General features: G+C 67.1%; 11 protein-coding genes. 4 read left to right on the top strand and 7 right to left on the bottom strand.

Going from position 1 to position 13,001, the window contains the following annotated elements:
• Window positions 1-152: 152 nt before the first annotated feature.
• Window positions 153-2,591 carry a phosphoketolase family protein gene (locus tag AC1DIP_RS18670; protein WP_477734648.1) on the bottom strand — a complete coding sequence of 813 codons (2,439 nt, stop codon included), beginning with the start codon at window positions 2,589-2,591 and terminating at the stop codon, window positions 153-155.
• Between the two features lie 186 nt (window positions 2,592-2,777).
• On the opposite strand from AC1DIP_RS18670, the gene AC1DIP_RS18665 reads away from it, so the two are divergent.
• Together AC1DIP_RS18665 and AC1DIP_RS18660 are read left to right on the top strand one after the other, a co-directional pair.
• Window positions 2,778-5,009 (top strand): catalase, encoded by a 2,232-nt coding sequence (locus AC1DIP_RS18665; RefSeq protein WP_477734647.1) that lies wholly within the window; start codon window positions 2,778-2,780, stop codon window positions 5,007-5,009.
• A gap of 175 nt (window positions 5,010-5,184) precedes the next feature.
• A complete protein-coding gene (locus AC1DIP_RS18660) occupies window positions 5,185-5,784 on the top strand; it encodes a hypothetical protein (RefSeq protein WP_476208510.1) in 600 nt (199 codons plus the stop codon).
• A gap of 67 nt (window positions 5,785-5,851) precedes the next feature.
• Here AC1DIP_RS18660 and AC1DIP_RS18655 read toward each other — a convergent pair whose 3' ends face one another.
• Window positions 5,852-6,436, bottom strand: a complete 585-nt coding sequence (locus AC1DIP_RS18655; protein ID WP_477734646.1) for a histidine phosphatase family protein — start codon at window positions 6,434-6,436, stop codon at window positions 5,852-5,854.
• A 66-nt stretch (window positions 6,437-6,502) separates the two neighbouring features.
• Window positions 6,503-7,390, bottom strand: coding sequence for an HAD family hydrolase (locus AC1DIP_RS18650; RefSeq protein ID WP_477734645.1), 888 nt, complete (start codon window positions 7,388-7,390; stop codon window positions 6,503-6,505).
• A gap of 249 nt (window positions 7,391-7,639) precedes the next feature.
• Between AC1DIP_RS18650 and AC1DIP_RS18645 the strand changes: the two genes are divergently transcribed.
• Entirely contained in the window at window positions 7,640-8,635 is a 996-nt protein-coding gene (locus tag AC1DIP_RS18645; RefSeq protein ID WP_477734644.1) for a hypothetical protein, read from the top strand.
• Between the two features lie 86 nt (window positions 8,636-8,721).
• On the opposite strand, the gene serS is transcribed toward AC1DIP_RS18645, so the two are convergent.
• Window positions 8,722-10,002: a serine--tRNA ligase gene (gene serS / locus AC1DIP_RS18640; RefSeq protein ID WP_476208503.1), complete on the bottom strand. Its 1,281-nt coding sequence runs from the start codon at window positions 10,000-10,002 to the stop codon at window positions 8,722-8,724.
• Between the two features lie 88 nt (window positions 10,003-10,090).
• Between serS and AC1DIP_RS18635 the strand changes: the two genes are divergently transcribed.
• On the top strand, window positions 10,091-11,188 hold the full coding sequence (locus tag AC1DIP_RS18635) for a diacylglycerol/lipid kinase family protein (RefSeq protein WP_477734643.1): 1,098 nt from the start codon (window positions 10,091-10,093) through the stop codon (window positions 11,186-11,188).
• A gap of 6 nt (window positions 11,189-11,194) precedes the next feature.
• Here the strand turns inward: AC1DIP_RS18635 and AC1DIP_RS18630 are convergent, their stop codons facing one another.
• The 3 genes from AC1DIP_RS18630 to AC1DIP_RS18620 form a co-directional block, all read right to left on the bottom strand.
• Entirely contained in the window at window positions 11,195-11,419 is a 225-nt protein-coding gene (locus AC1DIP_RS18630) for a hypothetical protein (RefSeq protein WP_477734642.1), read from the bottom strand.
• A 94-nt stretch (window positions 11,420-11,513) separates the two neighbouring features.
• Window positions 11,514-12,485 (bottom strand): prephenate dehydratase, encoded by a 972-nt coding sequence (pheA, locus tag AC1DIP_RS18625; RefSeq protein ID WP_477734641.1) that lies wholly within the window; start codon window positions 12,483-12,485, stop codon window positions 11,514-11,516.
• On the bottom strand, window positions 12,485-12,811 hold the full coding sequence (locus AC1DIP_RS18620; RefSeq protein ID WP_224024197.1) for a rhodanese-like domain-containing protein: 327 nt from the start codon (window positions 12,809-12,811) through the stop codon (window positions 12,485-12,487). The genes pheA and AC1DIP_RS18620 overlap by 1 nt, the downstream gene beginning before the upstream one ends.
• Between the last annotated feature and the right edge of the window lie 190 nt (window positions 12,812-13,001).

Genomic DNA, 13,001 nt, shown 5'->3' with positions numbered 1-13,001 from the left:
ACCCCCTACCCGGCCAACAGGCACCAAAAGCCCGGAACCACCCAAAATACTTCAACCCCAGAAACCCCAACCCACAAAAGGAAGGGCTGGCCCGACAGCGAACGCCACGGACCAGCCCTACAAAGCACTTAGTTCAGCAGTCTCCTAGGGCGTCAGCCGCCCAGCTTCCAGTTGCGGATCTCCTCCGGGTCCTCGCCGTGGGTGCGGGTGTGCTCCCGGGCGCGGTTCCGCCGGTCCTGCAGGTCCTGGCGCAGGAGCGCCTGCGTCCCGGCGAGCCCGGGCACCCGGTCAATCGCGTCGATGGCCAGGGTGAAGCGGTCGATTCCATTGAGCATGGCCATGTCAAACGGGGTGGTGGTGGTCCCCTCTTCCTTGTAGCCGTGCACGTGCAGGCCCTGCTGGTTGGTGCGCCGGTATGCCAGCCGGTGGATCAGCGCCGGGTAGCCGTGGTACGCGAAGATGACGGGTTTGTCGGCGGTGAAGATTCCGTCGAAGTCATGGGCCGGCAGGCCGTGCGGGTGCTCGCTGTCGTCCTGCAGCCGCATCAGGTCAACCACGTTCACCACGCGCACTTTGAGCCCGGGGGCCCCTTCGCGGAGCAGTTCGGCGGCTGCCACCGTTTCCACCGTGGGGACGTCGCCCGCGCAGGCCAGAACGACGTCGGGCTCCTCGCCGGGGACTTCCGAGCCGGCAAACGTCCAGATCCCCAAGCCGCGGCGGCAGTGGTTGGCGGCATCGGCCGGGCCCAGCCAGGTGGGCGAGGGCTGCTTGCCGCTGACCACGATGTTCACATAGTCCGTCGACGCCAGGCAATGCTCCATGACGGACAGCAGCGTATTGGCATCCGGCGGCAGGTATACCCGGATGACCTCGGCCTTCTTGTTCACCGCATGGTCGATGAACCCCGGGTCCTGGTGCGAGAACCCATTGTGGTCCTGCTGCCACACATGCGAGGACAGCAGGTAGTTCAGCGACGGAACCGGCTGGCGCCACTGCAGTGTGCGGTGCACCTTGAGCCACTTGGCATGCTGGTTGAACATCGAGTCGACAATGTGGACGAACGCCTCGTAGCAGTTGAACACCCCATGCCGGCCCGTGAGGAGGTAGCCCTCAAGCCAGCCCTGGCACAGGTGCTCGCTCAGCACCTCCATCACCCGGCCGGACCGCGCAAGGTGTTCGTCGACGTCGTCAATCCGGTACTGCCACACCTTGTCGGTGACCTCATAGACGTTCTGCAGCCGGTTGGACGCCGTCTCATCGGGGCCGAAGAGCCGGAAATTCTCCATGTTCTGCGCGATAACGTCCCGCATCCAGGAACCAAGCGTGATCATGGGGCTCACGCGGTCGGTGCCCGGGCTGGGCACTTCGACGGCGTGGTCCTGGTACGCGGGCAGTTTGAGTGCGCGCCGCAGCAGTCCGCCGTTGGCGTGCGGTGTTGCGCTCATGCGGAAATCGCCGGGGGGTGCGCCCTTGGCGACGTCGGGCCGGAGCCTTCCCTCGGCGTCGAACAGCTCGTTGGGACGATAGGACTCCAGCCACTCTTCCAGCTGCTTCAGGTGTTCGCCGTTGGTGCGGACCTCGGACAGCGGCACCTGGTGGGCACGCCACGTCCCTTCCACCTGGAGGCCGTCCACGGTGCGCGGCCCGGTCCAGCCCTTCGGCGAACGCAGGACGATCATGGGCCAGCGATGCCCGCCCTCCCCCTCCTCTTCGGCGTCCGGATGCTGCCGGTGGGCGTCCTGGATGGCCCTGATATCGGCCAGGCACCGGTCCAGCACGGCGGCGAAGTCGCGGTGCGCCTGCTCCGTGTTGTCCGGATCCTGCACGGTGACGAAGTAGGGCTCGTGGCCGTAGCCGCGCAGCAGCTGCTCCAGCTGGTCCTGCGGCATCCGGGCCAGGACCGTGGGGTTGGCGATCTTGTAGCCGTTCAGGTGCAGGATGGGCAGCACCGCGCCGTCCGCGGCGGGGTCCAGGAAGTTGTGCGAATGCCAGCTGGCGGCCAGCGGACCAGTCTCCGCCTCGCCGTCACCGATGACGACGGCGGTCACCAACTGGGGGTTGTCAAAGACAGATCCGTAGGCGTGGGCCAGGGAGTACCCCAGCTCACCGCCCTCGCTGATGGAACCGGGGCTTTCCGGAGCCGCGTGACTGGGAATGCCGCCCGGGTAGGAGAACTGCCGGAACAATTCGGCCAGGCCGGCCTCGTCGTTGCCCACGTGGGCATAGATTTCCGAGTAGGTGCCCTCCAGCCAGGCGTTGGCGACGACAGCGGGGCCGCCATGGCCGGGACCGGCAACGAAGAGCATCTCCAGGTTGTCGCGGCGGATGACGCGGTTCAGGTGCGCGTAGACGAAGTTGAGTCCGGGGGTGGTGCCCCAGTGGCCCAGCAGGCGGGATTTGGTGTCCTCAGCCTGCAGGGGTTCGCGCAGCAACGGGTTGGAGCGGAGGTAGATCTGGCCTACCGAGAGGTAGTTGGCGGCACGCCACCAGCGGTCAACGAGCTCCAGTTCCCCCTGCTCGATGCCTTCCTGCTGCACGTCGTCCTGCTGCATGGTGTCCTGCATTCCATCGTGCCCAGCGCTGCCGGCCATAACCATCCTCACCTCGGGTGTGCCGCTGCAGGCGGCTGTTTCCCCATCGCAACAGATGGAGGGGCCGGGTGGCAACCCCCGCCGCCGGACCTTGCCTTTGGCGCCTTGGGCACCTGTAGGGTACTAAGCAAGCTTAGCTTTCGCTGAGGCGGGAGCTGGGACCATCAATTGTGGGGAGATCGAGACATGCCAGCCGAAGACGACGTTGTAATTCCCGGGGTTCCGTCCAGCGAGCCGCCGGCGCTCGAGGAGCCCACCAGCCCGCGGGAGCCGTTGCCGCCCAAACCGGACCAGCGCGGGCCCGAGGCCGTGTCCCCCACGGGCAGCCCAACCGGCGCGCCGGCCACCGCCCGCGCCCAGTCCGGCCAGTACCTGACCACGGCCCAGGGCCTGCGGCTGCAGGATACGGACCATTCCCTGAAGGCCGGTGCGCGCGGCCCCATCCTGCTGCAGGACCACCACCTGCGCGAGAAGATCACCCACTTTGACCACGAACGGATCCCGGAGCGCGTTGTCCACGCACGCGGCGCGGGCGCGCACGGGGTGTTCCGGTCCTACGGCACGGCGTCGAAGGTAACGCGCGCCGGTTTCCTTGCCGCGGACGTCGAAACGCCCGTGTTTGTTCGGTTCTCCACGGTGCTTGGCTCCCGTGGGTCAGCCGACGCCGTCAGGGACACCCGCGGGTTCTCCACCAAGTTCTACACCGACGAGGGCACCTACGACCTGGTGGGCAACAACATTCCGGTGTTCTTCATCCAGGACGGCATCAAGTTCCCGGACGTGGTGCACGCGGCCAAGCCGCACCCGGACCGCGAGATTCCCCAGGCCCAGAGCGCGCACGACACCTTCTGGGACTTCGTGTCGCTCCACACCGAGGCGCAGGCCCACACCCTGTGGAACATGTCGGACCGCGGCATCCCCCGCTCCTACCGGACCATGGAGGGCTTCGGCGTCCACACGTTCAGGCTCATCAACGCGGCCGGCGACACCACCCTGGTCAAGTTCCACTGGAAGCCCAAGCAAGGCGTGCACTCGCTGGTCTGGGAGGAAGCCCAGATCATCAACGGCATGGACCCGGACTTCCACCGGCGGGACCTGGCGGACGCCATCGAGGCCGGCGCCTACCCGGAGTGGGAACTGGGAATCCAGACCTTCCCGGACGCAGAAGACCAGATGTTCGAAGGCATCGACCTCCTGGACCCCACGAAGTTCGTTCCCGAGGAACTCGCGCCGGTCCAGCCCATCGGCCTCATGACCCTCAACGCGAACCCGACGAACTACTTCGCCGAGACCGAGCAGGTGGCCTTCCATCCGGGGCATCTGGTGCCGGGCATCGACGTCACCAATGACCCGCTGCTGCAGGTCCGCCTGTTTTCCTACCTGGACACCCAGATCTCGCGGCTGGGCGGGCCCAATTTCGCGCAGATCCCGATCAACCGGCCGCACGCCCCCGTCAACGACATGCTGCGTGACGGCATGCGCCAGACGGCGGTCCATGGCGGTGCCGCGCCGTACCGGCCCAATTCGCTGGACGGCGGCTGCCCGTTCCTGGCGGGACAGGACATGGGAGCGTTCGTGGACGTGCCCGAGGCGGTGGCGGAATCCATCAAGGAGCGGCGTAACCCGGCCTCCTTCGATGACCACTACAGCCAGGCCCGGCTGTTCTTCCGCAGCCTGAGCTCCGTGGAGCAGGACCACGTGATCCAGGCCTACACGTTCGAGCTCGGCAAGTGCTACGAAAGCGCCGTCCGCGAACGCCAGCTCCAGGCCCTGGCCAACATTGACGCCGCGCTGTGCGCCGCCGTCGCCGCGGGCCTCGGCATGCCGGCCCCGGAGGCCACCGAGCAGGTGCCGGACCGGGATCCCAGCCCTTCCGTGTCCCAGGTGGGTGGGACCTGGCCGGTTGCCGGGCGCGTGGTGGGCATCGTCGCCGACGCTTCCAGCGACCTTGCGGAGGTGGAGGCCGCCCGCAAGGCGCTCGACGCCGAAGGCATGGTCCCGCTGGTCATCGCACCCAACGGGGGCGTGCTTTCCTCCGACGGGTTGTCGGTGACGGTGCAGCGGACCTTCCTCACGGCACGGTCCACCGAGTTTGACGCCCTCATCGTGTCCGGGGGCAAGCAGCCCGCGCCCGATGCGTCCGCGGGGCGTGATGCTAAGGCGGGAGAGCCGGCTGACGGACTGGATCCGCGGGTGGCTCTAATGCTGTCCGAGGCCTACCGCCATGCCAAGGCCATCGCCGCCTGGGGCTCCGGCTCGGCCGTCCTGGAAGCGGCCGGCATCCAGGAAGGGGCGGCAGGTGTCGTGGCCGGCAGCGATGCGGCTTCGGTGACCGCCACGGTTTCCGGGCTCGTCGCCGCGCACCGCGCCTGGGACCGTTTCCCGGCCGCCGGCGCCGCAGCAGTACAGGACGGCTGATCAAGCCGCGTTAACCTGCAGGTCCGTTTGCAGGTCCACCGTTGGGGGTCCGCGTCAACGCGATGCGGACCCGCAGCCGGGCGGGGCCCGGAACCGGGACGGCCGGTACCGGGCAGGCGGTCCGGGCAAAACCACCGGTTTCGCAATTACTACTTCCGGGTAGTGTGGACCCAGAATGTTCACCCTCACCATCAACCAGACGGACAGCCGGCGCGACGGCGACCAGGTGCCGCAGCTGCTCAAGGCGCTGCGGCATATCCCCGCGCGCCTGGATTTCGACCGGTCAGTGGAGGACGAGGTCCAGGGCATTGTCGACTGCCCGCACCAGGCCGTGGAGGCCGCACTGATCGCCCTGCGGAGCGGGCACTGGTTCGTGGGGATCGGCGCAGGGCCGGTGAACGAGCCGTTGCCCAACCAGATCAAGGACGCCTCCGGCCACGGGCTGGTCTATGCCCGCCAAGCGGTGGACCGGCTCCGCAGCAGCAAGGAACGGGTACCGGTTGCCGTGGAGGGTCCGCTGGCGGATGTTGCCCACGACGCCGAAGCGATCCTGCGGCTGCTGGGCCATATCGTGCGGGAGCGGTCCGGCGCGGAATGGCGCGTGCTGGACCTGCTGACCCCGGGAGTCCGCGGCCAGCAGAAGGCCGTGGCGCAGGAACTCGGGATCACCACCCAGGCGGTCAGCAAAGCCGTCGCGCGGGCGCAGTGGAACGAAGAACATGCCGCCCGGCCCGCAGCTGCCCGGTTACTTGCGCTGGTCCTCGCGGTGGACTGACTGCCGGCGGGTTGACCGCCTGGGCCGCGTCCCGCCGTCGTAATGACTGCCAGGGCTCTTCCGGGCCTTAGCTGGCCGTGGCGGCCAGGACCGGCTCGCCGTTGAAGTACTCCAGCTTCCAGCCGTCCACCGCGTGGTGGTGGGCCAGATTGAGGGCCGCGTTGTCCACGCTGGCCAGGGTCTGGCCGATGGCGCGGCTGAGGCTGACGCGCAGCAAGGTGCCGTGGGTGACCACCAGGACGCGCTGGCCGCGGTACTCCTCCGCCAGCGCTTCCAGGGCTGCGAGGCCGCGGTCCGCGGCTTCATCTTCGCTCTCGGCGCCCTTGAACCCGCCGGGTACGCGCAGCGCCTCCAGTTCGGGACCGGCCTGCATTCCCTCGGCCGGCCCGAAGCTGCGTTCGGTGAGCTCAGGGACGCGCCGGGAAACCGTCAGCCCGAGCCCTTCTGCGATCAGGTCCGCGGTCTCGGCGGCGCGGCTCAGCGGCGAGGAGACGATGGCGTCCCATTCGTATGGAGCAAGGATGGCGACGGCGTCCCGCGCCTGGCCGCGTCCGACGTCGTTCAGGGGGATGTCGGTCGCCCCCTGCAGCCGGCGCTCGGCATTCCAGTCGGTCTGGCCATGGCGGACGAGGGCGAACGTCGTAAGGGTCATGCCTCTATTCTGCCTTGGCTCCAGGCCCGCACCGGAATCGCGGCAGCGGACAGTGCCTTCAGCGCCTTAGAGGAGGCTGCGCAGCACGTGGGCGGCACCGTCGTCGTGCACTGAGTGGGTGACTTCGTCCGCCGCAGCGACCACTTCCGCCGGGGCCTGCCCCATGGCAACGCCGCGGCCGGCCCACGTGAGCATTTCGATGTCGTTCCGGCCGTCACCCACCGCAACCGTCAGGTGCTCTTCAAAGCCAAGCCGGAGCCGGAGGTTTTCCAGGGCGCTGGCCTTGGTGACTCCCGCTGCGGCGATGTCCAGCCAGGCCGTCCAGCCCACCGAGTAGGTCACCCCCGCGAGGCCTACGTGGTTGATGGCCTCGTTGAACTCTTCGGGCGTGTTCTCGGTGCTGAACACCACCACGCGGACGGCGGTAGCCTCCAGCATGGTCTGGAAGTCAACGCCCACCGCCTCAACCCCGAAGCTGGCATCCTGGAACCGCTCGGTGGAGAGGAACCTGCCGTCGGCGTCCTCAAGCGCATACTTTGCGGAGGGAAGCCGTTTGCGCAGGGCACGCAAGGCAGGTCCCGGATCAAACGTGGCCTTGTGGATCACCTCGTAGCCGTTTTCCAGTTCGGGGTGCAGCCGAAGGGTCACCCCGCCGTTGCAGCACACGGCGTACCCGCGCTCGATCCCGATCTTTTCGATGATGGGAAGCGTGGCGTTCAGTGACCGGCCGGTGGCGATCATCACCTCGTGCCCGGCGGCCACCACGGCCTGCGCCGCTTCCCGTACGCCAGGGGACATGTGGCCGTCGTGGTTTACCAGCGTGCCGTCCACGTCCAGGGCGACCATGAACTTCTGGTCCACCGCAGCGAAGCCGATGCTGTTGGGGTTGTGCTCTCGATTGTTGTCTCGCCGGTCATCGTTGCCGGCGACTGAGGTTTCAGTCAGCGTTGTCATTCACACAGTGAAGCAGACGCAACTGACACGCGCTAGGACGCGGACCACAGGTTTATTGAACTGTTGGTTAACACGGCGGATTTCCACACTCACGGTGCACCGGCTCACGGTGCACCGGCCAACGGACACTGCACCTCCGCACACGCGGGTGTACCGTCCGCCTCGCGGTGCGAACTCCCGACGCCGGTTATCCACATGCACCCGCCGGGCCCTTCAGCCACCAATCACGCTCCAGCGACGATGAATAGCATGCAGCTGATTTCCGCCCTGGACCTGCGCCGCACCACCGGGGACACCCGGTCACTCAGCAGGCGCTATGCGAAGGGTGAACTTGTCCGTGTTCGCAAGGGTGTTTACGCCGCGAAGGATGAATGGGTGTCGCTGGCTCCTTGGGAAAGGTACCTCCAAACGGTCCGGGCCGTGCACCTGGAACTGCCACAATCCACGTTCTGCCTGAATACGGCCGCCGTCCTGTGGGACTTGGAACTCCTTGCTGTGCCCGGATATGTTCACTTGTCCGGGGCATCCAGGGGCCACACCGGCCGCAGCCAGCCAACAACCTCCGCGGCCCCCGACAGATCCGGGCGAACCGGAATTACCCACCTCACCGCTTACGGCATCCACAGGCATCGCGGGGATGCCGCGTCAGTCCGGCGCGGTGGTCTGCTGGTCACTCCGCTGCCCGATACCGTCATAAGTGTCCTGGCTAGGGAAAGCTTCGCGGCAGGAGTCGTCCTGGCGGACCACGTAATCGGCACCCGCCGCCATTCCGGACCTCCGGTCAGCGAGGACGAACTGTTGCAGGCGGCTTTCGAGCTTCCGTCGGCCGCGCGCCGAAACTGGGTGGCACAGGTGCTTAGCTTCGCCTCGCCCCATTCAGAGTCAGCCGGGGAATCCCTCAGCCGCGCACAGATGCATCTTCTCGGCTTCCCGGCCCCCATGCTCCAGGCAAAGTTCCGGCAGGGAGGTTTGCTGCTCGCCCGGACTGATTTCTACTGGCCGCGGTACCGGTTGATCGGCGAGTTCGACGGCGACTCGAAGTACCTGAGCGACGACTACCTGGGCACCCGGACGGCGCGGCAAGCGGTGTTGGCGGAGAAGAAACGCGAGGACAGGCTCCGGGCGGCGGGTTTCCGGGTTGTCAGGTGGGACTGGGCCACGGCCTCCGACCCTTCCCGCCTTACGGCGTGCCTCCGCCAGGCGGGCCTGCCGAATATCCGCACCAAACCGTCCAGCACCCGCTAACGGAAAGTGCACCCCCGCGCTAGGGGGTGCAATGTCCGTTTGAGGGTGCGTTGTCCAGGTGCGGGTGCACCAGAGGGCAAGAACCCCTAGAGGACCGGGAGGACCTCGAGGCCGCCCAGGTACTTCTGCAGGGCCTTCGGCACGTTCACGGAGCCGTCCGCGTTCTGGTGGTGCTCCAGCAGCGCCACGATCCAGCGGGTGGTGGCCAGGGTGCCGTTCAGGGTGGCCACGGCACGGGTGCCCTTGGCTGCGCCCTCCGAATTCACCACCCGCTCGCGGATGTTCAGGCGCCGGGCCTGGAACGTGGTGCAGTTGGAGGTGGAGGTCAGCTCGCGGTAGGCGTTCTGCGTGGGGACCCAGGCTTCGCAGTCATACTTGCGGGCCGCGGAGGTCCCGAGGTCGCCGGCGGCGGTGTCGATCACCCGGTAGGGAAGCTCGCACTTGGCCAGCATTTCCTCTTCCCAGGCAAGGAGGCGCTGGTGTTCGGCGGCGGCCTCTTCAACGGTGGTGTAGATGAACATCTCCACCTTGTTGAACTGGTGCACGCGGATGATGCCGCGGGTGTCCTTGCCGTGGGATCCGGCCTCGCGGCGGTAGCAGGAGCTCTGGCCCGCGTAGCGGATGGGACCGGCGGAGAAGTCCAGGATCTCGTCAGCGTGGTACCCGGCCAGTGCCACCTCAGAGGTGCCCACCAGGTAAAGGTCGTCTTCGGCAAGACGGTAGATCTCGGCGTCGTGCTTTACATCGAAGCCGGTGCCCTGCATCGTCTCGGGGCGCACCAGGGTGGGGGTGATCATGGGGACGAAGCCGGCCTGGATGGCCTGGTCCATGGCCATCTGCAGCAGTGCCATCTCCAGCCGGGCACCCACGCCGCGCAGGAAGTAGAAGCGCGCGCCGGAGACCTTGGCGCCGCGTTCCATGTCGATGGCGCCGATCAGCTCGCCGATCTCCAGGTGGTCCTTCGGCTCGAAGTCGGGGAATTCGCGCGGGGTGCCAACGGTCTTGACCACCACGTAGTCGTCCTCGCCGCCTTCGGGAACGCCGTCCTCCACCAGGTTGGGGATGGTGCGCAGCAGTTCTTCCTGCTTGGTCTGGGCGGCGTCGGCCTCCGCGGAAGCGGCCTTGACCGAATTGGCCAGTTCCTTGACCTCGGCCAGCAGGGCCTGCTTCTCCTCGCCCTTGGCCTTCGCCACCTTCTTGCCGAACACGTTCTGCTCCGCGCGGAGGTTCTCGAAGCGGAGCAGGGCGGCACGGCGGGCGGAATCCGCGGAGATGATCGCGTCCACCACTGATTCGTCCGCGCCGCGGGCGCGCTGGCTGGCACGGAACTTGTCCGGGTTTTCGCTGAGGTCTTTTACGTCGATCACCAGACAAGGGTATCCAATTCACTGCACGACGGCGGGCGCGCGGCTACGTGCCGCGGCCCGCCTTGCGCCGGGCTACTGTTGAAGCACCATGAGCGACTGGATTCTCTACCTGCTGATTGCGGTGGCGCTTGCCTTCGCCACCTCCAGCTGGTGGGGGGTGCGCCGCCTCAAGGCGCTGCATGTGCGCAGCGCGGTGGCCGGGGAAGCCTACGACTCAGGACTGGCGCGGCAGCGGGTTGCGGTGGTCCTGAACCCCATCAAGGCGCGGGCCGACGAAGCCAGGGGAATGATCCACAGGGCATGCCTGGCGGCGGGGTGGGAGGAGCCCGTCTTTTTTGAGACGACGGCGGAGGATCCCGGATTTTCGCAGATGCAGGCCGCGTTGGCGGGAAAGCCCGACGTCGTCCTGGTGGGCGGCGGCGACGGCACCGTCCGCGTGGTGGCTGAGGCCCTCGCGAACACCGGCGTTGCCATGGGCCTGATTCCGCTGGGCACAGGAAATCTCCTGGCCCGGAACGTGGACCTGGACGTGAACGATCTCCACGCCAATGTCCAGACCGCGCTTTTCGGGCGGCAGCGGTACATTGACACTGCCCGTATGGCCATCGAGAACTCCCGCACAGGCCACTATTCGGAGCACGTCTTCCTGGTGATCGCCGGTATCGGCATGGACGCCGAAGTCCTGGCCGATACCAACGCCGGCCTGAAGAAAGCCGTGGGCTGGCTGGCCTACACGGAGGCGGGGGTGCGCCACCTGCCGGGCCGGCGGAAGAAGGTCTCGATCGCCCTGGATGACAGCCCGGAGCAGGTAAGGAACATCCGCAGCGTGCTGTTCGCCAACTGCGGCCTGGTCCCCGGCGGCATTGACTTCATCCCACAGGCCATGATCGACGACGGGAAGCTGGACGTCGTTGTGATGAGCCCCCGCAGCGCCCTGGGGTGGCTGCTGATGTACGTGAAGATCATGTTCAAGCACAGTGGAAAGTTGCCCATCATGACCGTGTACCGGTCAGTCAAGGTGGTCATTAAGTGCCCCGAACCGATGCCCACGCAGCTCGATGGCGACACCGCGGGGGAAGCCACTCAGCTTACGGTCGGGGTGGAGCCCCGGTCACTCCTGGTCAGGGTCAGGGGGCTGGAGCAGGGCGGCGGCCCGGTGCACGGCAGCACGCGCGTGGCGCGCTAACGGGCATCAGGATCCGGACTTTTTCCCTGTCTCAGCAGCAGCTTTCGCGTCCGCGTGAGCTTGTTTGGCAGCAGCGTGGGCTTCGGATTGCTCGCGGATCATGGCCTGCTCCTCTTCGAAGCGCAGGCGGTCAGCGCGGTCAGCGTCGTCCCCGTCCCAGTCCTGGTTGTCTCCGGTCGGCTTGGGGTTGACGATCATCCCCTGGCCGTCATTGTCAGTGCTGCTGGTCATGACCCGCTCCCTTCGTCAGGGGCCATACCCCGTGTGGATCAAGCAAGCATACGCACAGTCCACAGTCCGCGGAAGTATTTCCATGGGCATTTGCCTACGCTTTGGGCGAAGCCCCGGAACCGCTTTCACCTGCGGCGGATTCCTCGGCGAGGACGGATTCCACCCATGTGCGGGCGGCGGCGAAGGCCGCGTCGGAGGTGTGGGCCGGAACCGGCGTGGCGTGCCGGTCGGCCCTGGCGTAGGAGCCCAGGAAGCGGGTGCCGGGACTGATGCGGTGCAGCCCCGCCAGTGCATCGGCCACCCTGGCCTCGCGGGCATGGCCGTCGGCGTCGATGCTGAAGAAGTAGTGGCCCAGATACTGTCCGGTGGGCCGTGATTCGATCCTGCTGAGGTTGACGCCGCGGCTGGCGAACTGGTCAAGGATCTCCATCAGGGCGCCGGGCCGGTCCTCCGGCAGCGGAACCACAACGGTGGTCTTGTCCGCTCCGGTGCATTCCGGCAGCGGAGCCGGCCGGCTGACCAGGATGAAGCGCGTCACTGCGCCGGGGTTGTCGCCAATGTCTTCCGCCAGGACAGACAACCCTCCATGCTCCCTGGCCACGAGCGGCGCGCAGATGGCCGCATCGTACGGGCAGTCCGCATCCAGCAGCCCCAGGGCAGCAGCGGCCGTCGACGATCCGGGGACGTATTCCGCACCAGGTATGTTCCTGTCCATCCACAACCGGCACTGCGCCCACGCGTGGCCGTGCGTGGAGACACGGCGAACGTCCTCCAGCCGTACGCCGGGGCGGGCAGCCAGGACGAAGCTGATGGGAACCAGGACCTCGCGGATGATCCGCAGTTCCGGGCCGGTGGCAATGGCATCCAGAGTGGCAGTCACGCCTCCCTCCACCGAGTTTTCGATGGGGACCATGGCAGCGTCAGCGGTTCCCCCGCGTACTTTGTCCAGGGCGGCATTGACGTTCGAAGCCGGCATCCGGACCGCCTCGCGGGCGCCGGGAACCTGCAACAGGGCAGCCTCGGTGAAGGTGCCTTCCGGGCCGAGGAAGGTATAGGTATAGGGCACTAAAGCACCAAGGGCTTGAGTCCGTTGTCCGAGACCAGGGGCTTACCGGATTCCAGCCACTGGTCCATGCCGCCGGAAACGTTGATTGCGGTATACCCCTGGCCGGTGAGCCACTGGGCCACGCGGAAGGAGCGGCCACCCGTGCGGCAAATGACGTAGACGTCCTCGTCCGGGTCGAGTTCACCCAGCCGGGCCGGGATCTGGTCCATGGGAATGTGGACTGCACCCTCGGCGTGGCCGGCAACCCACTCGTAGTCCTCCCGGACGTCCAGGATCACGGCGTCGGCGGGGACGTCATGGACGGGGACGGTATCGAAATCGCTCATCGGAGTCCTGTCTTGGCGGATCTGGTGGATCAAAGTCAGGTTTAAGCCTAGCCCTTCCGGCTCCCTGCACCCGGAACACATCCAGAAATAGGGCGGGTTAGGCTGGTCAAGGCCCAGGAGGTTTCCATGTCCCAGCAGTTGACCGCCCTTCCCGCACCACCCGGTGGTGCCCGCGCGAACGCCGGGCCCC

The organism is Pseudarthrobacter sp. 05T312 (assembly GCF_056396685.1).
The sequence above is the reverse complement of the archived record's forward strand: the minus strand, read 5'-3'. Positions and strand labels throughout refer to the sequence as shown.

What these genes read in the sequence shown, in the direction of transcription:
- AC1DIP_RS18620 (WP_224024197.1), bottom strand. Translation starts at nt 12,811, where the DNA reads ATGAGCGATTTCGATACCGTCCCCGTCCATGACGTCCCCGCCGACGCC.
- AC1DIP_RS18655 (WP_477734646.1), bottom strand. Translation starts at nt 6,436, where the DNA reads ATGACCCTTACGACGTTCGCCCTCGTCCGCCATGGCCAGACCGACTGG.
- AC1DIP_RS18670 (WP_477734648.1), bottom strand. Translation starts at nt 2,591, where the DNA reads ATGGCCGGCAGCGCTGGGCACGATGGAATGCAGGACACCATGCAGCAG.
- AC1DIP_RS18665 (WP_477734647.1), top strand. Translation starts at nt 2,778, where the DNA reads ATGCCAGCCGAAGACGACGTTGTAATTCCCGGGGTTCCGTCCAGCGAG.
- AC1DIP_RS18645 (WP_477734644.1), top strand. Translation starts at nt 7,640, where the DNA reads ATGCAGCTGATTTCCGCCCTGGACCTGCGCCGCACCACCGGGGACACC.
- AC1DIP_RS18650 (WP_477734645.1), bottom strand. Translation starts at nt 7,390, where the DNA reads ATGACAACGCTGACTGAAACCTCAGTCGCCGGCAACGATGACCGGCGA.
- AC1DIP_RS18630 (WP_477734642.1), bottom strand. Translation starts at nt 11,419, where the DNA reads ATGACCAGCAGCACTGACAATGACGGCCAGGGGATGATCGTCAACCCC.
- AC1DIP_RS18660 (WP_476208510.1), top strand. Translation starts at nt 5,185, where the DNA reads ATGTTCACCCTCACCATCAACCAGACGGACAGCCGGCGCGACGGCGAC.
- AC1DIP_RS18635 (WP_477734643.1), top strand. Translation starts at nt 10,091, where the DNA reads ATGAGCGACTGGATTCTCTACCTGCTGATTGCGGTGGCGCTTGCCTTC.